Source organism: Xanthomonas sp. NCPPB 3005 (assembly GCF_041228095.2).
GTDB classification, from domain to species: Bacteria; Pseudomonadota; Gammaproteobacteria; order Xanthomonadales; family Xanthomonadaceae; genus Xanthomonas_A; species Xanthomonas_A bonasiae.
On sequence record NZ_CP166096.2, the window covers coordinates 247,813 to 270,092 of the forward strand.

The 22,280-nt window shown below is 68.7% G+C and carries 20 protein-coding genes; 14 read left to right on the plus strand and 6 right to left on the minus strand.

Going from position 1 to position 22,280, the window contains the following annotated elements; translation table 11 throughout:
- Positions 1–19 precede the first annotated feature (19 nt).
- A complete protein-coding gene (locus AB8810_RS01125) occupies positions 20–583 on the minus strand; it encodes a lysozyme inhibitor LprI family protein (protein ID WP_369915287.1) in 564 nt (187 codons plus the stop codon).
- A 133-nt stretch (positions 584–716) separates the two neighbouring features.
- On the opposite strand from AB8810_RS01125, the gene AB8810_RS01130 reads away from it, so the two are divergent.
- The gene (locus tag AB8810_RS01130; RefSeq protein WP_372530410.1) at positions 717–1,577 is read left to right on the plus strand and encodes a hypothetical protein; all 861 of its coding nucleotides are present in this window, start codon (positions 717–719) and stop codon (positions 1,575–1,577) included.
- Between the two features lie 118 nt (positions 1,578–1,695).
- On the opposite strand, the gene AB8810_RS01135 is transcribed toward AB8810_RS01130, so the two are convergent.
- Together AB8810_RS01135 and AB8810_RS01140 are read right to left on the minus strand one after the other, a co-directional pair.
- On the minus strand, positions 1,696–3,450 hold the full coding sequence (locus tag AB8810_RS01135; RefSeq protein WP_369915290.1) for a peptidoglycan-binding protein: 1,755 nt from the start codon (positions 3,448–3,450) through the stop codon (positions 1,696–1,698).
- 31 nt (positions 3,451–3,481) lie between these two features.
- Complete coding sequence (locus AB8810_RS01140) at positions 3,482–3,922, minus strand: lysozyme inhibitor LprI family protein (RefSeq protein WP_338123875.1); 441 nt, start codon at positions 3,920–3,922, stop codon at positions 3,482–3,484.
- Between the two features lie 145 nt (positions 3,923–4,067).
- Between AB8810_RS01140 and AB8810_RS01145 the strand changes: the two genes are divergently transcribed.
- The 3 genes from AB8810_RS01145 to AB8810_RS01155 all read left to right on the plus strand — a co-directional run bounded on the left by AB8810_RS01145 (position 4,068) and on the right by AB8810_RS01155 (position 7,451).
- A complete protein-coding gene (locus AB8810_RS01145) occupies positions 4,068–4,970 on the plus strand; it encodes a DUF4424 family protein (protein WP_369915291.1) in 903 nt (300 codons plus the stop codon).
- A gap of 166 nt (positions 4,971–5,136) precedes the next feature.
- Positions 5,137–6,543, plus strand: coding sequence for an MFS transporter (locus AB8810_RS01150; RefSeq protein ID WP_369915292.1), 1,407 nt, complete (start codon positions 5,137–5,139; stop codon positions 6,541–6,543).
- A 92-nt stretch (positions 6,544–6,635) separates the two neighbouring features.
- Positions 6,636–7,451 carry an EcsC family protein gene (locus tag AB8810_RS01155; RefSeq protein WP_369915293.1) on the plus strand — a complete coding sequence of 272 codons (816 nt, stop codon included), beginning with the start codon at positions 6,636–6,638 and terminating at the stop codon, positions 7,449–7,451.
- Between the two features lie 88 nt (positions 7,452–7,539).
- On the opposite strand, the gene AB8810_RS01160 is transcribed toward AB8810_RS01155, so the two are convergent.
- Positions 7,540–8,433 (minus strand): LysR family transcriptional regulator, encoded by an 894-nt coding sequence (locus AB8810_RS01160; RefSeq protein ID WP_369915294.1) that lies wholly within the window; start codon positions 8,431–8,433, stop codon positions 7,540–7,542.
- Between the two features lie 111 nt (positions 8,434–8,544).
- Here AB8810_RS01160 and AB8810_RS01165 point away from each other — a divergent pair, with 111 nt between their 5' ends.
- The 8 genes from AB8810_RS01165 to AB8810_RS01200 all read left to right on the plus strand — a co-directional run bounded on the left by AB8810_RS01165 (position 8,545) and on the right by AB8810_RS01200 (position 16,412).
- Entirely contained in the window at positions 8,545–9,375 is an 831-nt protein-coding gene (locus AB8810_RS01165; protein WP_179571166.1) for an SDR family oxidoreductase, read from the plus strand.
- A 161-nt stretch (positions 9,376–9,536) separates the two neighbouring features.
- Positions 9,537–10,634 carry an alpha/beta hydrolase gene (locus AB8810_RS01170; RefSeq protein ID WP_369915295.1) on the plus strand — a complete coding sequence of 366 codons (1,098 nt, stop codon included), beginning with the start codon at positions 9,537–9,539 and terminating at the stop codon, positions 10,632–10,634.
- Between the two features lie 242 nt (positions 10,635–10,876).
- Complete coding sequence (locus AB8810_RS01175) at positions 10,877–11,746, plus strand: NYN domain-containing protein (protein ID WP_206257259.1); 870 nt, start codon at positions 10,877–10,879, stop codon at positions 11,744–11,746.
- A 59-nt stretch (positions 11,747–11,805) separates the two neighbouring features.
- A complete protein-coding gene (locus tag AB8810_RS01180; protein WP_369915296.1) occupies positions 11,806–12,408 on the plus strand; it encodes a DUF938 domain-containing protein in 603 nt (200 codons plus the stop codon).
- A 156-nt stretch (positions 12,409–12,564) separates the two neighbouring features.
- Positions 12,565–13,581 (plus strand): glycosyltransferase family 2 protein, encoded by a 1,017-nt coding sequence (locus AB8810_RS01185; RefSeq protein WP_206229249.1) that lies wholly within the window; start codon positions 12,565–12,567, stop codon positions 13,579–13,581.
- 10 nt (positions 13,582–13,591) lie between these two features.
- Positions 13,592–14,323 carry a hypothetical protein gene (locus tag AB8810_RS01190; RefSeq protein WP_369915297.1) on the plus strand — a complete coding sequence of 244 codons (732 nt, stop codon included), beginning with the start codon at positions 13,592–13,594 and terminating at the stop codon, positions 14,321–14,323.
- Positions 14,314–15,501 carry a hypothetical protein gene (locus AB8810_RS01195; RefSeq protein ID WP_369915299.1) on the plus strand — a complete coding sequence of 396 codons (1,188 nt, stop codon included), beginning with the start codon at positions 14,314–14,316 and terminating at the stop codon, positions 15,499–15,501. Before AB8810_RS01190 ends, AB8810_RS01195 begins: the two co-directional genes overlap by 10 nt.
- Complete coding sequence (locus tag AB8810_RS01200) at positions 15,498–16,412, plus strand: fatty acid desaturase family protein (RefSeq protein WP_369915300.1); 915 nt, start codon at positions 15,498–15,500, stop codon at positions 16,410–16,412. Before AB8810_RS01195 ends, AB8810_RS01200 begins: the two co-directional genes overlap by 4 nt.
- A 57-nt stretch (positions 16,413–16,469) precedes the next feature.
- Here the strand turns inward: AB8810_RS01200 and AB8810_RS01205 are convergent, their stop codons facing one another.
- Positions 16,470–16,814: a hypothetical protein gene (locus AB8810_RS01205; protein ID WP_179571160.1), complete on the minus strand. Its 345-nt coding sequence runs from the start codon at positions 16,812–16,814 to the stop codon at positions 16,470–16,472.
- 65 nt (positions 16,815–16,879) lie between these two features.
- Between AB8810_RS01205 and AB8810_RS01210 the strand changes: the two genes are divergently transcribed.
- Entirely contained in the window at positions 16,880–17,062 is a 183-nt protein-coding gene (locus AB8810_RS01210) for a hypothetical protein (protein WP_369915301.1), read from the plus strand.
- 131 nt (positions 17,063–17,193) lie between these two features.
- Complete coding sequence (locus tag AB8810_RS01215) at positions 17,194–17,973, plus strand: hypothetical protein (protein WP_179571158.1); 780 nt, start codon at positions 17,194–17,196, stop codon at positions 17,971–17,973.
- Positions 17,974–18,420: 447 nt separating this feature from the next.
- On the opposite strand, the gene AB8810_RS01220 is transcribed toward AB8810_RS01215, so the two are convergent.
- Entirely contained in the window at positions 18,421–22,128 is a 3,708-nt protein-coding gene (locus tag AB8810_RS01220; RefSeq protein ID WP_369915302.1) for an indolepyruvate ferredoxin oxidoreductase family protein, read from the minus strand.
- Positions 22,129–22,280 lie beyond the last annotated feature (152 nt).

Below are 22,280 nucleotides of genomic sequence, written 5' to 3' on the forward strand. Positions count from 1 at the left end.
CTGTCACGCGTGGGCCGGTTCAGCGTGCCGCGCCCAGATATTTCTCCAACTCGTCGGCGCGCGCGCAGAGCCGCCACAGCGCCGCTTCGGCGCGCTGCAGGCTTTCCGCCTGGGTGCCGCCGTAGAGCGAATTGTCCAGATCTTTGGCCTGAGCATTGGATTGCTCCCAGGCGTACTGCGCGTCCATCAAACGCGAGCGCGCATTGCCGTCGAGCTCGTAGCGCAGCCGGTCGTAGACTCGCTCCAGGCGATCCTCCTGCAAGGTCTGCTCGCGCTCGATGCAGCGCTCCTGATCGACCCCGCCGCGCGCCTGCTTGCGGCAGCTCAGGTAGGTGGCCGACAAGCCCCTGGGTGCGCCCGAGTTTTCCTGCGGCGGAGGTTGCTGTTGTTGCAACTGCTGAAGTTGTTGCAGTTGCTGCTGCATCAGCTGCTGCTGTTGCATCTGCTGTTGCTGCAGCAGCTGTTGTTGTCCCTGCTGCTGCGCACCGGCCTGGGCACTGGCGGCCGCAGCGCCCAGCAACACGACCCACAACAGCCAGCGGCGCTTGTTTTCCCTGGTTCCCATGCGTCCTTCCCCTTGCATCGTTCCATTTGCGAAGACAGCTTTACAAGCCTGCAGTTAATGTTTTGCTAAGAATACGCGGCACGCAGCGATCCTGGCAGTGTCGACCCGCAATGCGATGCCCGGAAAAACCTGAAATGGCAAGGCCGCAGAGATGGGCAGCACGGATCGCACGGCATGTCGGGGCTATACTCCGACCGCTTCCTCATCTCGCGACATCGATCTGCCCAGAACCATGGATCGGTTCGCGCGCTCTCACTGGACGCGTCCCTGGAGTGCCATGACTTCCAAGCTCTTGCCATTCGTGCTGGCCACCGCGCTGTTGGCCGCTTGCCAGCCCGAACACGGCTCCGCGGCGGCATCTGCCGCGGCTGCGCCTGCCACCGCCATCGCCGACCCGAAGCCCGCAGCGCCGGCAAGCGCAGCGGTGGCGCCTGCGTCGGGCGACGCCACGCCTGTCCCGGCATCCTCGCTGCGCGCGGCGCTGACGGTCCTTGCCGCCGCGCAGCCGCCTTCCTGGGCGCAGGTGAAGGCGATTCCCGGTCTGGGCGAACTGGCGCCGGCAGACGGGGTACGGATCTATCCGGTGGCGGTCCGCGGCAAGACCACCCTGGCCGGATTCGGCGAAGCGCCGCTGCCGGACGGCAAGGTGGGAGCGGATGCCGGAACGCGCACGGGCAACGAAGGCGAGGCCAGCGTGACCTTCGCCGGCGATGCGGCGACGGCGTTGCTGCTGGTGGTGCGCAAGTTCTATCCGGGCACCGACTACGCCAAGGTCTTGCGTGCGCAATTGCGTGCCGGCGACCGGGTGGTGCGCCGCGATGACGTCTGCGACGACAGCATCCCTTCGCCTGCGCCGGCCGCCATGGAGTATTGGGTGGCGCTGGAGGGCGCCGAGCGGCCGCTGGCGGTCACCGCCTCGACGGTCGATGGCGGCAACAACGGACCGGGCTATACCGATTTCGAATTCAGGCGCGGCGGCGCCAATGTCGCGCTGGCGCAGTGTGCCCAGTAGCATTCATGGTTTCGCATATCTCCTGGATTGCCTGCTCCTAGGCGCGCTGCAAGGCGCTGCATCGTAAGAACTCCATGCAAGTCACACTGACCCGCACGGAGTCCAACGGCATATCGGTTCAGACTGCCATGGTGCGTGCGCCATTTGCCTGAGTTTGTTGCTGCGAACGCTCCAGTTCACGAGCGTGTTCGGCGAACAGCGCCTCCCGTGCCCGCTCGCTGCTGTCCTGCAGCGTTTGATTTATCGCTTGCGCGGTACTTATCGGGTCGGTTGTGCGGTTCAGTGACGCCTCATCACGCACGCCGCTCACCTGCACTGCGCGAGCCATAGAGCCATCACCGTTCAACTCGACGCGGTCGACACTGGTTAGGCCGTTGTGGATTGCCTGCGCCGAGAGAGCGCCCGCCAGGCATTCGCTATGGATCCCCGGTTGGATGCCACGCGCGGCTTCGATACCGTGCACCTTTTCCAGCATTTGCTGGAAAAGGGTGTGGCGGCTGTGGTTCGGATCAGACAACAGCGGAGCATTGTGTATGTGCGCTGCTCCGGGCTGCTGCAGTTGCGATGCTTTTTGCGCCACAGCTTGCGACGTGCTGGGATCGGCGATCCCCGTTGGCGTCAATCCGTTTGCTTCCTGAAACGACTGGACTGCTTGCCGCGTGCCGTCACCGAGATAACCGTCCACACTCAAAGGTTTGCCGGCCGCATCGGTGAAACCTAGCTTGGCCAAGTTCGCTTGCAGGTCTCGTGCTTGTTGATCGATGAGGCCCAAGGTTGCCGGTCCGGCCTTGCCGTCCACCGGCGTCAGGCCATTGGACCGTTGGAACGTCTCCACGGCATGCTTGGTTGATGCGTCAAACTGTTGGTCCACCTGCAAGGCATTGCCATTGACATCGGTATATCCAAGCGCGCTCAAGTTGGATTCCAGTTTGCGCACCTCTTTGCCAGTCGAACCCTCCTTGAGTAGCCCGGAGGTCTGTCGAGTGGGCGACGCGTTCACCAACTCCAGCGCCTTCTGTACGTCCGGATCGCTACGTTCGGTGGAAGGATCGAAATCTTTGCCGCTGACCTTGGCATGCGCTCGATCCAGCGCTTCTCGATTGTTTGCGTAACCGTTCTCGTACTTTTCAGCCACGTTGGCTGCTTTAGGGCCATCGTAGTAGCGATAGGTTTCGCGTATCTCGTCAGCCTTGGCGCGCAGGGCGTCGTAATCGCCGCCATCCTTCAATACCTTTTCAAGTTTTGGCAATTGGCTCGGCAACTGGTTCGCGGTCTTCGCCAACAGGCTTATCGCTTCGAAGCGGCGGTCCTCGCTTATGTTGCTGCCACTCGCATCCAGGATCGACATCGCGGTCTGCGTAGCGTTTCTGACCTGGGGATAGTCGATATTGCTATGGATCCACTGCTTGCCCTCGGCAGAGCCGGCCCATGCATTGATACTGTCGCGGGTTCCTGTATCGATAAAATTCAGAGATGTCCGCCCGTTAAGGCCGTTGCCATGACTCAGCAAATCGCTGCGCAGCGCGGACTGATCTTCAGTGAAAGGGAGGTTGTGCGCCTTTGCATAAGCGGATGCCTGCTGGATCACGGCATCGACGTACGTCTGCTCGCCGGGTTGTAAGGTTCGGTTATCTATCGAACCAAGAGGCCAGGTGCCGCGCTGACCGAAATCGACCTGGATGGCGCCGAGGCTATAGCCGCTGTTCTGCGCGACCTTTCCGACCTGGCCCCAGTTCGGTTCGGATGTGCCGACGGTGACGCCGGCAATCGCGAGATGATAAGACGCCGCGCCACCTTCGGTGCCGCGTCCTACGGAAAAGTACACTGCGCCCGAGACCGTATCGAGGTTTCGGGTGTCGATGTTGTCAGCCATAAGATATCCTTTTCTTATATGGAACGTCGATTCAATTGATCAGGCGAAGATACTTCTCGAGCTGATCGGCACGGACGCAGAGCCGGAACAATGCAGCTTCGCCTCCGTCCAGGTTTTCCGCTTGGGTATTGCCATAAATAGCCGCTTCGAGGTTGCCATCCTTGGTCCTGGATTGCAGCCAAGCGCGTTGGGCATCGACCAATTTGGCCTTGCCATCGGCATTGAGAGCCGCCATCAGTTGCTTGTACACCTTGTTCAGGCGCTTGTCCTGCACGCTTTGTTCCTGCGAAATGCAGGCCGCTTGCTCGACTGCGCCCCGTGCTTGCTGTTGGCAAGCGAGGTAGGCGGCGGACAGGCCCTTAGGAGAAGCGGGGCCACTGTGCGTTTGATCTGTAGCGCTGGCCCATGCGGAGAAACCGATGGACAACATCGCCAGCGTCAGCAGACGGCTCTTGATTCCCTTGCTTGCCACGTGTCGCTCCTTGTGATTTGGCCTGACCTACCCAGACAGCGAGCTTCGCAAAGCCTCGGTTAATATATCGTTGACGGATGCAGGTCTGGCCATTTGGTTGCCTGGCTGGTGTGTGTGTGTCTCCTCTCCCCAACAACGCCCGCTCATGTTTCCCAACACCTTGCTGGTCCGCACCCTGTTCGCCCTTGCGCCGCTGTTCGCGGCCACCGCCCATGCCAACGACACCAGCTTCGGCGATGCCAATGGCACCATCCAGCTGATCCAGCAGCCGGACATCCGCATGAGCAAGGAGGCCTTGTTCATCAGCGAGGACCTGGTGCGGGTGGACTACGTGTTCACCAACATCAGTACGCGCGATCTGGTGGTGCCGATCGCGTTCCCGATGCCGCCGATGTACTTCGGCATGGCCGACCACAGCGAACTGACCGAGTTCAAGCTGTGGGTGGACGGCAAGCCGGTCCGCACCGAGCGCAAGCTGGTGGCGCAGCTGGAGAATGGTGCCGACGTCTCGCGGCAGTGGGCCGCCAGCGGCTGGAGCAGCGACGACCTAGCCAGCTACGTCGAATCCGGCGAGACGCCGAAGGGCCGCAAGCCGCTGCCCAAGGGCTGGTTCGACCCGGATGGGCAGCCGCTTTTCACGCTCAGCGAGTATTTCACCTGGCAGCAGCCTTTTGCCGCGGGCAAGGCGGTGTCGATCCGCCACAGCTATGTGCCGAGCCTGGCGACCGGCGTGCCGCAGCCGGCCAGCGAGCTGATCCGCGACTATGCCAAGGACACCTGCATGGACGCCGGCGCGCAGCAGAGCGCACGCCGCCGCGAGGGCGAGCACGGCCTGCGGTGGAGCAACCTGCGCTACATCCTGCTGACCGGCAACAACTGGAAGGGGCCGATCCAGGACTTCCACCTGACCTTGAAGAAGCGCGCGCCGACCGACCTGGTCAGCCTGTGCTTCGATGGTGAGCTGAAGCGGACCGATCCGCTGACCTTCGAATTCGTGCAGAAGGATTTCGTGCCGAAGCAGGATCTGAACGTGCTATTCCTGCGGTAGTCGACTGGCGCTACGCGCGGGCTGAAGCCGACGTCCCGCTGAACGCGAGCCGGACTGCGCCGGCCATCATGGTCGCTTGCGGTAGCGGATACGCAGGGCAATCGGGCAGCATGCGGCAGCGCCGACGGTCGAGGTTGTCGGCGACCCTTTTCGCCGGTGCATGCCCATGCTCGATCCTGCCGCCGCTCGTTCCGATTCCGTCGCGCTGGTGGCGGCGCGCATCGATCGCCTGCCGGCGACGGCCACGCTGTGGCGTCTGGTCGCGTTGCTGGCGCTGGGCGGCTTCTTCGAACTGTACGACCTGTTCCAGACCGCCTACATCAGCCCGGGCCTGCTGCGCGACGGCATCTTCGCCACCGGTGCGGCGGGCGCGTTCGGCATCGCCGACCAGGCCGCGTTCGCTTCGGCCACGTTCCTGGGCCTGTTCCTCGGCGCCAGCCTGCTCAGTCCGTTCGCCGATCGCTTCGGGCGCCGTCCGGTGTTCGCCTTCGCGCTGCTCTGGTACACCGCCGCGACCGTGGCGATGGGCCTGCAGAGCACGGCGCTGGGCGTGATCGGGTGGCGTTTCGTGGTCGGCATCGGCCTGGGCATCGAGCTGGTCACCATCGATACCTATCTGTCCGAGCTGATGCCCAGGCACATGCGCGGAGCGGCCTTCGCGTTCGCATTCTTCGTGCAGTTCCTGGCGGTGCCGGCGGTGGCGGTGAGCGCGTGGGCGCTGGTGCCGCATGCGCCGCTCGGGATCAGCGGCTGGCGCTGGGTGGTACTGCTCAGCGGCACGTTCGCGGTGGCGATCTGGTGGCTGCGCCGGCGCCTGCCGGAATCGGCGCGCTGGCTGGCGGCGCAGGGCCGGCACGCCGAGGCCGACGCGGTGTTGCGCGATCTGGAAGCGCGTTGTAGTGCCGACCTGGGGCGCGCGCTGGAACCGCCGCAGCCCGAACCGCAGGGCGTCTCCACCGCGACGCAGGGGCGTTTCGCCGCGCTGTGGAAAGCGCCCTACCGGCGCCGCGTGGCGATGCTGGTGGCGTTCCATGTGTTCCAGGCGATCGGCTTCTTCGGCTTCGGCAACTGGCTGCCGGCGCTGTTGTCGGCGCAAGGCGCGGACAGCGTGCATGGGCTGGGCTATGCGTTCGCGATCTCGCTGGCCTATCCGCTGGCGCCGCTGCTGTTGCTGCGCGTCGCCCAGCGCTGGGAGAACAAGCGGCAGGTGGTGTGGTCGGCGCTCGGCGCGGTGCTGTTCGGCACGCTGTTCGCCTGGCAGACCCAGCCACTGGCGATCATCGCCTGCGGCGCGGCGATCACGTTCTGCAATGCCTGGATGAGCTTCGCTTACCACGGCTACCAGGCCGAGCTGTTCCCGACCGCATTGCGCGCACGTGCGGTGGGCTTCTGCTATTCCTTCAGCCGCCTGTCCACCGCCGGCAGCAGCCTGCTGATCGGGCTGTTGCTGGAGCGCGCCGGCAATCGTGGCGTGCTGGCCTTCATCGTCGCCAGCCTGCTGGCGGTGGCCGGGATCATCGGCATTCTCGGCCCGCGCACCCGCAACCGCACGCTGGAGCAGATCGCGGGCTAGGGCGCCGCGTTCCCGGTTTCGTCATCTGCCCTCGACAGCATCGCGGCGGTGGCCGGTGCATGCTGTGCGCTCCCACGCCACGACTCCTGGCCATGACCTCCAATCTCCCCGTTCCCGCCATGGATGCCGCCGATCACCGCGATCTGGCCCAGGCGCACGCGCTGCTCGAACATCCCGGCCTGGCGGCGAAGATCGCCAATACGGTCGGCGCGCCGATCGAGGATCTGCTCAGCAAGCGTCTGCCGAAGGCGCTGTCCTCGCGGATCGACGCCGTCAGCCATCGCGCGCTGCGCATCGCCTTGCGCTCGGCGCTGCTGACCCTGCGTGCCCAGGCGCCGGGGGCGGCGCGGCCGCGCCTGCATGGGGTGGCGGTGGCCGCGACCGGTGCCGCCGGCGGCTTCTTCGGCCTGCCGGGGTTGCTGGTCGAACTGCCGCTGACCACCACGCTGATGCTGCGTTCGATCGCCGACATCGCCCGCGCCGAGGGCGAGCGGCTGGACGATCCGGCCACCACCCTGGCCTGTCTCGAAGTGCTGGCGCATGGAGGGCGCAGCGCGCGCGACGACGGCAGCGAGTCGGGTTATTTCGCGGTGCGTACCGCGATGGCGCAGCAGCTCAGCGCCGCCGCGCAGTACATCGCCGCGCACGGCATCGGCAGCAAGGGCGCGCCGGCGCTGGTGTCGCTGATGTCGCGGATCGCGGCAAAGTTCTCGATCACGGTCAGCGAGAAGCTGGCGGCGCAGGCGGTGCCGCTGGTCGGCGCGGCCAGCGGTGCGCTGCTCAACACGGTGTTCATGGCGCATTTCCAGGCGATGGCGCGCGGCCACTTCATCGTGCGCCGGCTGGAGCGGCGCTACGGCGAGGCCGCGGTGCGGCAGGCCTACGAGGCGTTGCCGGCGGCGACGTGATGGCCTTGCGGCGTCGCATGCGCATCGGCACATGCGAGGTTCCGGTGGCGATGCGCGCGCCCCCGGGAGCGGACGCGGACGCCGTGTTCTAGCCCGCTTCCCGCATCACTTCGATGAACGCCTGCAGCCCCGCCGGCACATGGCGGTGGCCCGGGTAGTACAGGAACAGCCCCGGCAGCGGCGGGCACCAATCGTCGAGCACGCGCACCAGCGCGCCGCTGTCCAGCTGCGCCTGCACCGCCACTTCCGACAGGTAGGCGATGCCCATGCTGGCGATTGCGGCATCGGCCATCAACCCAAGATGATCGAGCGTAAGCGGGCCGCCGACCTCCATCGCCATTTCCTGGCCGTGGCGCGCGAATTCCCAGCGATACGGCTTGCCGCTGGGCAGGCGGAAGCCGATGCAGGTGTGCTGCGCGAGTTCGTCGGGCGTGCGCGGCGGCGGGTGGCGCGCCAGGTACGCGGGCGAGGCGGCGGCGATGAAGCGCTGCGGGCCGCCGAACGGCACCGCGATCATGTCCTGCGGCAGCGCTTCGCCCAGGCGCATGCCGGCGTCGAAGCCGGCGGCGACGATGTCGACCAGCCGGCCTTCGCTGACCAGGTCCAGCGCCATCGCCGGGTAGCGCTGCAGGAAGCTCGGCACCACGCGCTGCAGCAGCAGGCGCGCCGCGGTCTCGTTGGCGTTGATGCGCAGCGTGCCGCTGGGGCCACGCCCCAGGCTGCCGACATCGTCCAGGGTCTGGTCCAGTTCGCGCAGCAGCGGCTGCAGCCGCGCGACCAGCCGCGCACCGGCTTCGGTCGGCGCGACGCTGCGCGTGGTCCGGTGCAGCAGGCGCACGCCCAGCCGCGTCTCCAGGGTGCGCATCATGTGGCTGAGCGTGGACGGCGACAGCCCGAGTTCGTCGGCGGCCTTGCGGAAGCTGCGATGCGCGACGATCGCGGCGAAGGCGCTGAGATCGGTCAGGGCGGGCCGCTGACTCATGGGTGATTTTCACTGGCGCATGCGGGATTGGACGGATAGTAACAGCGATGCGCGAGGCCTAGTCTGATCCCGACCGCCACGCTTCCGTGGCCTTTGCGAGAGGGCAAGCCCATGAACCGCACGCATTTCATTACCGGGACCTCGTCCGGTTTCGGCCGCCTGTTGACCGAACAACTGCTGGCGCGCGGCGATCGCGTCGCCGCCACATTGCGCCGTCCCGAGGCGCTGGACGATCTGAAGGCCGAGTACGGCGAGCGCCTGTGGGTGGCGGCGCTGGACGTGACCGACGCCGCAGCGGTGCGCGCCGTGGTCGGCCGCGCCTTTGCCGACCTCGGACGCATCGACGTGGTGGTCAGCAATGCCGGCTACGCGGTGTTCGGCGCCGCCGAGGAAGCCAGCGACGCGCAACTGCGCCGGCAACTGGACACCAACCTGATCGGCTCGATCCAGCTGATCCGCGCGGTGCTGCCGCATCTGCGCGCGCAGGGCGGCGGACGCATCGTGCAGGTGTCCTCGGAAGGTGGGCAGATCGCCTATCCGGGTTTCAGCCTGTACCACGCCAGCAAGTGGGGCATCGAAGGCTTCGTCGAGGCGGTGGCGCAGGAAGTGGCGCCGTTCGGCATCGCCTTCACCCTGGTCGAGCCCGGCCCGGCGGCGACCGATTTCGGCCGCGGCCTGGACCGCACCGAGCCCAGCCCGATCTATGCGGACACGCCGGTGCAGGCGCTGCGCCGCGCGCTGGAGGATGGCGGCTTCGTGCTCGGCGACGCGCGCAAGATGGTGCGCGAAATGCTCGTCTCGCTGGACGTGTCCCCGCCACCGCGGCGCCTGCTGCTCGGTGCGCAGGCGTATGCGCAGGTGCGCGCGGCGCTGCAGCAGCGGCTGGTCGAACTGGACGCACAGCGGGCGATCGCGCTGTCCACCGAGAGGGATGCGGCATGACGCGCGGCTCGCGCTGACCTGGCGCCGGCGTCGCGATGCCGGACAGGCTGGCGGCAGCGCGTGCGGCGGGATCGTGCAAAGCCACGCGCGTGCGGCGCCGGTATCCTTCGCGTTCGATCGCCGCCTGGGAGGGCATGCACGTGACGGGATACCTGCGAACGATGACGCCGGCAGCGCTCGCGCTGCTGGCGAGCCTGGCGGCTCCGGTCGCGATCGCCGCCGATGCGCCGGCGCACGACGGCGTCCGCCACATGCCGGCGTTCGACCTGCCGCTGTCGCCGTTCCAGAGCGCGCAGGCGCAGGCGGCGGCGCGCGACGGCATGGCCCATGGCGATCCGTTGGCGAAGATGGACAACGCCACGCTGGCACGCGAGCTGCCGCGCATCCGCGCCGAAACCGAGGCTTGGGCCAAGGGCGTGGTGGAACCGCTGCGCGAGCGCTACGGGGTGAAGATCAGCACCGCGACCTGGAACGGCGTGCCGGTGACGCTGGTGCAGCCCCGCGATGCTTCGCCGGCGCAGCGCCAGCGGCTGTTGATCGAACTGCACGGCGGTTCGTTCGTGATGGGCAGCGCCGCCTCGTTCGGCATGATGGAGGCGATTCCGGTGGCGGCGATGACTGGCGTCACCGTGGTCAGCGTCGACTACCGGATGGGGCCGGAACACAGGTTTCCCGCCGCCAGCGAGGATGTGGCCACGGTGTACCGCGAAGCGCTCAAGCACTATGCGCCGCAGCATATCGGCCTGTTCGGGTGCTCGGCCGGCGGCGTGTTGACCGGCGAGTCGCTGGCCTGGTTCGCCAAGGAAAAGCTGCCGATGCCGGCGGCAGCGGGCATGTTCTGCGCCGGCGGCGATGCGCGTTACCGCGGCGATTCGCGCTACGTGGTGGCGGCGGTGAACGACGCGCCGCTGCCCGATGCGCAGGGCGTGCTGCCGATCATGGAAGACCTGTACTACGGCGCCGCGGTGGATTTCCACGATCCGCTGGTGTCGCCGGTGTTTTCCGATGCGGTGCTGGCGCAGTTTCCGCCGTTGCTGTTCATCACCGGCACGCGTGCGGCCGAACTGAGCAATGTCGCCTACACCCATTCGCGGCTGGTCGATCTGGGCCGCGACGCGGATCTGCACGTGTGGGACGGCATGGGCCATGCGTTCCATCTGAACGACGCGCTGCCCGAAAGCCAGCAGGCCCTGCGGGTGATCGCGCGCTTCTTCCGCAAGCATCTGGAGTTGCCGGAAGCGCCTGCAGCGATGCCCTGAGGCGGAGCGCGTGCGGCAGCGGTCGCGGCGGCGCCGAGCGAATGCGGCTGCAGCGTGATCCGATGCGGCGCGCATGATGCGATGACCTGGATGGCGTGCGCTCGCCGGCGAAGCGACCGCCGTCATTCGGCAAGACTGGCCGCCGCTGCGCCGGAGTGGCACAGTGGCACACGGCGCCGAGCGCGCCAGCGTCACCGCGCTGCGCTCCCGCCGACGCTTCCGTTTCCACGCAGGTCCCCGCCATGAAAACCCGTTCCAGATCCGAGACCGACGACGACCAGCCGCGCCTGGCGGTGCTGATCGATGCCGACAACGCGCAGCCATCGGTGATCGAAGGCCTGCTGGCCGAAGTGGCCAAGTACGGCGTGGCCAGCGTCAAGCGCATCTACGGCGACTTCACCAGCACGCGCATGACCCAGTGGAAGCAGGCGCTGCTGAAGCATTCGATCAGCCCGGTGCAGCAGTTCGCCTACACCAGCGGCAAGAACGCCACCGACAGCTCGCTGATCATCGACGCGATGGACCTGCTGTACACCGGCCGCTTCGACGGCTTCTGCCTGGTCTCCAGCGACAGCGATTTCACCCGCCTGGCGCAGCGCCTGCGCGAGGAGGGGCCGACCGTGTACGGCTTCGGCGAGCGCAAGACGCCGGACGCGTTCGTGCAGGCCTGCGACAAGTTCATCTACACCGAAGTGCTGCGCAGCGAGGCGGCCAGCGCCGAACCGTCCAAGCCGGCTGCCGCCGCTGCCAAACCGGCGACCAAGGGACGCAAGACGCCACAGGTTGCGCAGGCGGCGCAGACCGCCAAGCCCGAGACAACGGCTGCCGTGGCCGCGACCGCGGCGGCGCCCGCTGCGCCCGCCGATGCGAAGCTGTCCGCACCGCTGAAGCTGCTGCGCCAGGCGATCGAGGAAGCCTCCGACGACCAGGGCTGGGCCGGACTCGGCAGCGTCGGCAGCTACCTCAACAAGGTGCGCCCGGATTTCGATCCGCGCCTGTACGGGCACAAGAAGCTCAGCGACCTGCTGCGCCGGCTGTCGGCGCAGTTCGAACTCGAGGAGCGCGGCAACGAAGGCGGCAGCAAGCGCATCTTCGTGCGTTCGCGCAGTTGACCGCGATACGCCTCCGCCAAGCCGTGGCGCATGCTGCGGTCGCCACCAAGCGATGAGCGATGAACGATAGACCCTACGCACCGTCCTGCGACCGCAATCGCGCGCCGATCCTGCAGGTGCTGCAGCGGCATTTCGCCGAGCGCCGCCATGTGCTGGAGATCGGCAGCGGCACCGGCCAGCATGCGGTGCATTTCGCCGCCGCCTTGCCGCAATTGACCTGGCAATGCAGCGAGCGTGCCGAGCACCTGCCCGGCATCGCGCAATGGCTGGACGCGGCGGCATTGCCGAACACGCCGCCGGCCTTGGCCCTGGACGTGCAGCAAGGGCCATGGCCGGCCGCCGGCTACGATGCGGTGTTCACCGCCAATACGTTGCACATCATGGGCTGGCCCGCGGTGCAGGCGTTCTTCGCCGGTGTCGGCGCGCTGTTGGCCGACTGCGCTGACGGCACGCTGGCGGTGTACGGGCCGTTCAACTACGGGGGCACCTTCAGCAGCGACAGCAACCGCGAGTTCGACGCCTGGCTGAAGGCGCGCGATGCCGCGAGCGGTATCCGCGACTTCGAGGCGGTCGCCGCGCTGGCGCAGGCGCAGGGCCTGGTGCTGCAGGAAGACGCGGCGATGCCGGCGAACAATCGCTGCCTGGTGTGGCGGCGCGGCTGAGTCCTGCCGCGCAGCGGCGACTGCGCAGCGGGCACCGCGGTTCCCCGGTATAGTCGCGCTGCGATTTCAGGGACGCTGCCGTCCCTTCCCGTTCGCGTGCGCAGGCCATGTCGTCGTGCGCGGCGCGGGCCATGGACGCCTACCGGGACTTGTTCGATGTCGATGCTCATTGCCGCGCGCAGCGCCCTGGTCCTGGAGACCAACAACCTGCGTGGCGGGGACGCGGCGGCGGTGCGCGCCGAGGCGAGCCTGCAGCGGGTCATGCGTGCGCTGGCCGCGCAGAGCGTGCCGCTGGACGCGCTGGCGCAGCTGATCGTGACCCACGATGGCTTGAGCGAAGCGGCCTGCGCGGCGCTGGTCGCGATCGCCGGGCGCCCGATCGGGTTCGTGCGCATCGACGCGGCGACCGGCTATTACGACGCCAAGAACGCCGGCTTCGCCGCCACCGATCCGCATCGCTGCGACTATGTGGTGTTCGCCGACGCCGACTGTCTGCCGGATCGCGAATGGCTGGCCGCACTGCTGCAGCCGTTCGCGCAGCAGCCCGCGCCGGCGGCGGTGGCCGGCCGCACCAGCTACCGTGCCGATGTGCTCGGCACCGCGCTGACCACGCTGGACTTCATGTACTTCCCCAGTCCGCTGCAGGCGCAGGCGACGCGGAATTTCTATGCCAACAACGTCGCGTTCCGGCGCGCGGTGTTCGCCCAGCACGGCTACCAGCCGCTGGACGGCGTCTACCGCGCGCATTGCCAGGTGCTGGGGCTGCGCCTGCAGGCGGCCGGGGTGGCGGTGCACTACGCGGCACAGGCGCATACCGTGCACCGGCTGCCGGATACCCGCCGCGAGGCGCTGCAGCTGCGCTGGTGGCGCGGCCAGGACACGCTGGGACTGACCCCGCATCTGGTGCGCGCCTACCTGCCCGACGCGCTGCAGTGGCTCGGCCGCAGCGGGCCGCTCGGGCCGCTGTGCGTGCTCGCCTCGCGCCTGTGGTTCAGCGCGCGCGCGTTGAACCGGCAAGACCTGCCGCCACTGCGCGGCCTGCGCTGGTGCGCGGCGCTGCTGCTGATCGCCGGCTTCTCCGCGGTGGACATGGCCGGCGCACTGGCGCGCGGACTGGGCTGGCGCCGTGGCGGCCAGGCCGATGCGCAGGCGCTGTCCTATCACCGCGCGTGAGCGGCAACCGGTGACGGCGCTACCCGCGGGCGCCACGTTCGCCACGCTGCGCGACCTGGAGCCGCCGCCGCTGCGCGGCTGGCTGCGCTGGCAGGCGTGGCTGGTCGATCGGATCAAGCGCGCGGCGCTGCGCCAGTTGCATGCCAGCATCGCCGGCGAACGCCTGCTGCTGCGCATGTACCTGATCGGCGAGGAAGCCACCGAGTTGGCGTTGCAGCGCGAAGTGCCGGTGCAGCGGCCGGCCTGGCTGGTGCCGCTGATGGACCGGCACCTGCAGGAGGAGCAGTGGCATGCGCAGGCGTTCGCCGCCGCGCTGGCCGCGCGCGGCGACCTGCAGCCCACGCGCCGGCCCGACCGCCTGAGCCGACGCAAGATCGCGCAATGGCATCGCCTGGCCGAGCGCCATGCCGGCGCCTTCGCGCAGGGGCTGCTGGTGCCCGCGTTCGCGATCGGGCTGTGCGCCGAGCAGATGGCGTCGCGGGTGCTGCAGCGGCATTGCGCGACCTTGCCCGCCGACCATGCGCTGCAGCCGTTGCTGGGCCGGGTGCTGGGCGACGAACAACGGCACGTGCGGCAGTGCCGGCAGATCCTGCAGCGGTTGGTGAACGCGCAGGAACAGCCGGCGTTGAGCGCATTGCTGGCCGAGGTGCGGCAGATCGATCGCGCCTTCGGCGTCAGCGGCGCCCTGGGCATGTACCTGGCCGGCGTGGTCTTGCGCGTGCGCGGCGCAGTGTGGCGCTGAACCCGCCGCGCCTGCTGTACCTGGCCACCGCCGATGCGCGCGGGCATCTGATGCGTGCGCAATTGCTGACCCATGCGCTGCGCGCGCAGGGGGCGCACGTCGATGTGCTGACCACCTCCGCGGCGGGCATGCAGTTCCTGCGCCGCTTCGGCATCGACGCCGCGTTGCTGTCGCCGCGCTACGCCGTGCAGTTCGATGCGCGGCAGAACATGCGCGCGGCCGCGACCGACGCCAATGTCGCCGCCTACCTGCTGCATCCGGCGCGGATGCTGCGCGACATCCTGCGGCTGCGGCGTCGCCTGCGCGGCGTCGACCTGATTCTCAACGATTCGTTCCATCCGGCCCTGCTGGTGATGGGGATGCTGCCGGGCTGGCGGCGCAAGATCGTGCATGTCTATGGCGCCAGCCTGCGCGCGGCGTTGCAGGGGAATTTCGACGGCCGCCTGCCGCGGCCGGTGGCGGCCTTGTTCGCGCGGCTGATCGGCTGGCAGATCGACGCGGCGGCGGCGCAGCTGGAGCACGATTTCGCGCAGCCGCGGCTGCAGGCGTGCGGCCGCCGTTTCCGCCTGCCTACGCCGGTCGCGCTGGCCGCGCCCGCCGCGCCAGGCGCGCCGCCGCAGGCGCCGACCGCGGCGGTGTACCTGAATCCGCACTTCCGCGATCCGGCCTTGGCGCAGGCGCTGGAGCAGGGCCTGCAGCGCGCAGGCCTGCACAGCCACCGGGTCGGCGAAGGCTATGCCGATCGCGCCGGCTGGGTAGCCGAGGATCCGCAGTGGATCGCCTGCGCCGCCGCCAGCACGCTGCTGGTCTCGGCGCCGGGCATGGCCGCGCTGTCGGTGGCGCAGGTGTATCGACGGCCGATCCTGCTGCTGCTCACCGAACAGCCCGAGCAGCAGCGCAATGCGCGCCGCGCCGCCGCCCGCGGGCTGCCGCACCGGACGGTGGTGTGGCGCGGCGATGGCGAGGCGTTCGCGCATTCGGTGGCAGCGGCGTGCCGTGCGCTGCAGGCCGAACCGCCGCAGCCCGCGCCGGAGCCGGCCCCGCTCGATGCGCCCGCGCGCCTGCAGCTGTGGGTGCACCTGATCCTGGCGCTGGCGCGTGGGCAATGCGTGCCGAGCGCCGATGCGGTCGTTCCCGCACCCGCTCCTATGCCGGTGCGGCAGGAGCAGGGCGCATGACCGCCGCCTTGCCGCCGGCATTGCGGCGGCTGAGTCCGTGGCGCAGCGCGCTGGCCTTGGCATCGGACTGGGCAATGATCGCGCTGTGCTTCGCCGCGGCGATCCGTTATCCGCATCCGCTGGTGTATCTGCTGGCGGCGCTGCTCGTGGCGCGCACCCAGTTGGCGCTGGCGGTGATGATGCACGAGGGCGCGCACGGCCTGCTGGCGCGGCGGCAGACGCACAATGACCTGTTGGCGCAACTGTGCGCGGCCGGGCCGTTGTTCCTGTCCTTGTTCGCCTATCGCCAGGGCCATCTGCAACACCACCGCGCGCCGATGGCCGACGACGATCCGGTGGCGATCGTGTTCGGCATCGCCGATTACCCGGTCTCGCGGCGTCGGCTGGCGGCGCGCTTGCTGCGCGATGTCACCGGCATCGGCTACGTGCTCGCGGTGCGCGATGCGCTGCGGCGGCGGCGCGCGCATGCCCCCGAGTCCGGCGCGCCGGCGCCGGCCGGCCATCTGCCGTTGGTGCTGGGCTCGATCGCGGTCAGCAACGGCGTGCTGCTGGGGACGCTCGCCGTGCTCGGCCACGCAGGGCTGTACCTGGGCCTGTGGCTGCTGCCGGCGCTGACCTTCCTGCAATTGTTCGCGCGCATTCGCGCCATCGCCGAACATGCCGGCTATCCCGCGTGCGAAGACCAGCGCCACAACGCCCGCAGCATCGTCCGCCGCAGCTGGCAGACGTTCTTCTGCGGGCCGCACGCCATCCACTACCACATCGAACACCACCAGTATGTGCGCGTGCCGTTCTATCGGCTGTCGGCGGTGCATCGCTGGATGCGCGCGCACGGGCAGTTGCCTGCCGCCAACCTGTACCGCGGCTACGGCGCGGTGCTGCGCGAGGTCAGCCGCGGCCCGGCGGCCTGATCGGTGCGCTGCGGTGCATGTGCCGCAGCGTGCCGATACGCCCGCTGCGAACGCCGCCTACAGCGGTTCTGCCGTGCACAACGCACGCATGCTGGCCGAGCCCACGGTCTGCCGGTTGGCATCGGTGACCAGCACGTTGGCGGTGATGTAGCCGCTGGCCCTGGGGCAGTAGAAGCTGCAATAGACCTGATTGGCGCAGCTTGCCGGATAGATCACGTTCAGCCCGTTGGAGTTGAACGACCAGGCGTAGGTGTAGGCGCCGGCCGGCGTCACGTCGGCATAGCAGAGGTTGCTTCCGGTACAGTCGAGGGTGACGCTTTGGGCGCGTGCCGATGGCGCGATGCCCAGCGAGGCGGCAGCGACGAACAGCAAAGCGGCGAGTGTCGAAACGGCCTTGTTCATGGACATGTCCTGGCTGAAGATCCCCTGCGTCGGCGATGCTGCCAGATCGTCCGGGCGAAGACGCGATGTCCATCACCGTCCACGAAGCGCAGCAGGTCGCTACGCCGCGACGTGGCGCATTTGGGATTGATTTCTCGGCGTATCGGGAGATCGACGGCCACGCTTGCATGGCGCCGGCCGGCAAATCGATGCACCGCAGCATGGCGTTGCCGCGCCGGCGTCTGCCGAGGCGCGTTGCGGGCACGTGAGGACAAGGACGTGCAGCCTCATCGCGCGCTCACTCCGGTGGCACGGGGGATTAACCGGACGTTCGCCACTGTGCGATCACCACGGGCCGATGCAGATGGCCGGTGATCCCAATCACTGCGGAGCGTTCCCAATGAGCAACAACGAAGCACGCGATCTCAATCGCGATCCCATCTCCGGCACGCCGGGCTCGCATCCGGTCGGCGTCGGCGTCGGCGGCACCGCGGGTGGCGTCGCCGCCGGGGCGCTGGCCGGTACCGTGTTCGGACCGCTCGGCACGCTGATCGGTGCTGCGGTCGGCGTCGTCGTCGGTGCCGCCGCGGGCAAGGGCGTGGCCGAACGCATCGACCCGACCGGCGAAACCGAGTACTGGCGCGAGGAATACCGCAACCGCGACTACGTGAAGTCCGATTACGACTACGAGCGCGACTATGCGGCGGCCTACGGCCTCGGCCTGCAGGCGCGCGAGCAGTATCCGACCCGTAGCTGGGAAGAGACCGAAACCGAGCTGTCGCGCGACTGGGGCACGCGCCGCGGCGAGTCGCGCCTGGAGTGGGAGGATGCCCGCCTGGCGGCACGCGACTCCTGGCAGCGTGCCGACACCACGTATCGCACCTACGAAGACAGCGACCGCTACTACGCCGAGCGCTTCGACAGCGTGGATTACCGCGACGCCGATGCCGGCTACGACGACTACCGCCCGGCCTACCGCTACGGCATCCAGGCGCGCAGCCGCTATCAGGACCGCGACTGGGACGACCGCCTGGAGACGGACCTGGAAAGCGGCTGGGAACGTGCCAAGGATCGCTCGCGGCTGACCTGGGCGCAGGCCAAGGCGGCGGTGCGCGAGGCCTTCCATTCGGATCGCTACCACGGCACGGGTCGCGGCACGCCGCCGGATCCGCGCGTCTGACCCGGCGCATCTCCAGGCCACGGGGCCCATGCCTAGTGCCTGGCGATGCTTTCAGAACATCGAAAGCGGAAGCCTGATGTCCAACCTGTAGGAGCGGCTTCAGCGACATGCGCCATCAGTCGCCCATGTCGCGGCTGAAGCCGCTCCTACAGAAATCGGCACCTTGCACACGAGGCGTTGCTGGTTGCTCCTGGACTCGGACCAGCCCTGCCACTCCCAAGCTGACACGTGTGGGAGCGACTTCAGTCGCGACGGGGGCCTTCGCCGATACGTCCCGTCGCGACTGAAGTCGCTCCCACATTCGTCATGTGTCGCCCTGCATGCCAGCAATCGTGCGCGCAGTGCAGGAAGCCGTTGGTCGCTGGACGCCTCTCCGCCAAGCAAGCGCTGTTCTCCAGCGCATACGGCACGGCAGATCCCAACCGCGCGATCCGCGACCGCTATCGCTCAAGCCGCCTGCACGATATGCAGCGCCTTCGGATTGCGCCAGGTCGCCAGCAGCCGCGCCTCGCGCTGCTTGGCCTCGTGCAGGTGCGCTTCCTTGACGTGGCCGTAGCCGCGGATGTGTTCCGGCACGCTGGCGATCTCCACCGCCAGCGCCAGGTTGTCCGCCGCGAGCCGTTCCAGCAGCTCGCCCACGGTGCGTTCGTAGTCGGCGATCAGCTGCCGCTCGCCGCGGCGTTCGGCGCTGTAGCCGAAGAGGTCGAACGCGCCGCCGCGCAGCACGCGCAGCTTGGCCAGCCACTTGAATGCGGTGAACATCCACGGCCCGTACTCGCGCTTCAGCGCGCGGCCTTGCGCGTCCTTCTTGGCCAGCAGCGGCGGCGCCAAGTGGAAACGCAGCGAATAGGCGCCGTCGAACTGCTGCTGCAGCTGGCGCTGGAAATCGCCGCTGGTGTACAGCCGGGCCACTTCGTATTCGTCCTTGTAGGCCATCAGCTTGAACGCGTAGCGCGCCACCGCCTCGGTCAAAGCGGTGGAACCGGCGGCGACGCGCTGCTCGGCCTCGCGCACGCGTTCCACCAGCGCGGCGTAGCGCGCGGCGTAGGCGGCGTCCTGGTAATCGACCAGGAACGCGCGGCGGCGCGCGACCAGTTCGTGCAGCGAGCGCGACAGGCGGCTGTCGTCCAGCGGCGCATGGCCGCTGTCGGCGGCATCGCCGGCGGCGGGCAGGTCGCGTGCCTGGCGCGCGTTGTGCGGATTGCGCGGCGCGGCGCTGGCACCGCCCTCGTGGCCTTCCCACTCGCCGGGCGGCAGCTGCTGCAGCCGTTGCGCAGCGGGTTCGGCGCCGGCCGCGACGCTGCCGGGCATGCCCGCGGCCTGCTGCACCGCGGCCAGGTCCAGCGCCGCCAGGCGGCCCCAGGCGAAGGCCTGCTGGTTCATCGCCACCGCGGCGCCGTTGAGTTCGATCGCGCGCATCAGTGCGTCGTGCGACAGCGGCACCAGCCCCTGCTGCCAGGCGTAGCCGAGCATGAACAGGTTGCTGGCGATGGCGTCGCCGAGCAGCGCGGTGGCCAGTTGCGTGGCGTCGAGCAGCAAGGGCTCGCGCCCACCCAGCGCCAGGCGCACGCCGGCGACGATGTCGGCGGCGGGGAACTGCATGTCCGGGTGCGTGGTGAAGGTGCCGGGCATCGCCTCGTAGGTGTTGAGCACCACCTGCGAGCGGTCGCCGCGCACCTTGGACAGCGCCCAGTAGTCGTTGACCACCACCATGTCGCAGCCCAGCACCAGATCGGCCTCGCCGGCGGCGATGCGCACCGCGTGCAGGTCCTCGGGCTGGCGCGCCAGGCGGATATGGGTGGTGACCGCGCCGCCCTTCTGCGCCAGTCCGGTCTGGTCGAGCACGCTGGCGCCCTTGCCTTCCAGGTGGCCGGCCATGCCCAGCAGCGCGCCGATGGTGACCACGCCGGTGCCGCCGACGCCGGTGATCAGGATGTTCCAGGGCTGCGCCAGGTCGCTGCGGAACACCGGCGGCGGCAGGTCCTGCAGCAGCGTGGCCGCGTCGGCCTTGCGGCCCTTGCGCAGCGCGCCGCCATGCACGGTGACGAAGCTGGGGCAGAAGCCGGAGACGCAGGAGTAATCCTTGTTGCAGCCGGACTGGTCGATCTGCCGCTTGCGCCCGAACTCGGTCTCCTTCGGCAGCACCGACACGCAGAAGCTCTTCTCGCCGCAGTCGCCGCAGCCCTCGCAGACCAGCGAGTTGACCAGCACCCGCTTGGCCGGATCGGGCAGCTTGCCGCGCTTGCGCCGGCGCCGCTTCTCGGTGGCGCAGGTCTGGTCGTAGATCAGGATGCTGGTGCCCTTGACCTCGCGCAGGCGCTTTTGCACCGCGTCCAGCTCGCTGCGGTCGTGGAACTCGACGTCGCTGGGGAACTGCTCGCGGCGCCGCGTCCACTTGCCGATGTCGTCGCTGACCAGGGCGATGCTGTGCACGCCTTCGGCACGCATCTGCCGGGCGATGTCGGGCACGCTCAACGTGCCGTCCACCGGCTGCCCGCCGGTCATCGCCACCGCGTCGTTGTAGAGGATCTTGTAGGTGATGTTGACGCCGGCGGCGATCGACTGCCGGATCGCCAGCGAGCCGCTGTGGAAATAGGTGCCGTCGCCCAGGTTCTGGAACACGTGCGGGGTGTCGGTGAACGGCGCCTGCCCGGCCCAGGTCACGCCTTCGCCGCCCATGTGGGTGAAGGTGTCGGTGGAGCGGTCCATCCACGTCACCATGTAGTGGCAGCCGATCCCGCCGAGCGCGCGCGAGCCCTCCGGCACCACGGTGGAGGTGTTGTGCGGGCAGCCGGAGCAGTAGTGCGGCACGCGCGGGAAATTGGCGCGCGGCAGGGCCATTTCCGCTTCCTTGGCCTCCATCCAGCGCAGCCGCTGCTCGATCGACTCGGTATTGAAGAATCGCTGGATGCGCTTGCCGATCACCGCGGCGATGGTCGCCGGGGTCAGTTCGCCGGTGGACGGCAGGATCCACTCGCCGGCCTCGTCGTACTTGCCGACGATGCTCGGGCGCGGACCGGCGCTGGCCGGCCAGTTGTAGAACTGTTCCTTCATCTGCCGCTCGATGAAGGCCTTCTTCTCCTCCACCACCACGATGTCGTCCAGGCCCTGCGCGAACGCGGCGATGCCGATCGGCTCCAGCGGCCAGGTCATGCCGACCTTGTACACGCGGATGCCGATGTCGCGGCAGGCGCGTTCGTCCAGGCCCAGGTATTCCAGCGCCTGCAGCACGTCCAGGTAGCTCTTGCCGGTGGTGACGATGCCCAGCCGCGCATGCGGCGAATCCATCACCGTGCGGTCCACGCCGTTGGCGCGGGCGAAGGCCTGCGCGGCGCGCACTGCGTAACGGTGCAGGCGCATCTCCTGGTCCAGCGGCGGATCCGGCCAACGGATGTTGAGCCCGCCCGGCGGCAATGCGAAATCCTCCGGCAGCACGATCTGCCGCGCGAACGGATCCACCTCCACCGAGGCCGAGGATTCCACCGTCTCGGCGATGGTCTTGAAGCCGATCCAGCGCCCGGTGTAGCGGCTCATCGCCCAGCCGAGCAGGCCCAGGTCGAGGATGTCCTGCACCCCGGCCGGGTTGAGCACCGGCATCATCGCGCTGACGAATTCCTCTTCCGAGCCGTGCGGCAGGGTCGAACTGCGGCAGGCGTGGTCGTCGGCGGCCAGCGCCAGCACGCCGCCGTGGCGCGAGGTGCCGGCGGCGTTGCCGTGCTTGAACACGTCGCCGCAGCGGTCCACGCCCGGGCCCTTGCCGTACCACATCGCGTACACGCCATCCACGCGCGCGCCGGGGAACAGGTTGGTCTGCTGCGTGCCCCACACCATGGTCGCGCCCAGGTCCTCGTTGAGGCCGGGCTGGAACTTCACGTTGGCCGCGTCCAGGTGCTTGCGTGCGCGCCACAGTTCCAGGTCGAAGCCGCCCAGCGGGCTGCCGCGGTAGCCGCTGACGAAGCCGCCGGTGTTGAGTCCGGCGGCGCGGTCGCGCAACTGCTGCATCAGCGGCAGGCGCACCAGCGCCTGCACGCCGGACAGATAGATGCGGCCGTCGGTGCGGGTGTACTTGTGCTCCAGGGTGTAGCCGCTATCCACGCTGTCGGCGGCCGGTGTGGCGAGGGAGGACGGCGGACGCGGATCGGCGATGCGGTTCATGGCTTGCCTGGAGATGGAAGGCTGGCGCGCGCCCGGCGCAGGCCAGGCACGATCCCCCGATTGTATCAGCGGCATTTTGTGCGCCCGCCCCTCGCCCCCGGCGGCGGACGCGGTTAGGATGCGGATGGGGGAGGGGACCACCTCCAAGGGGT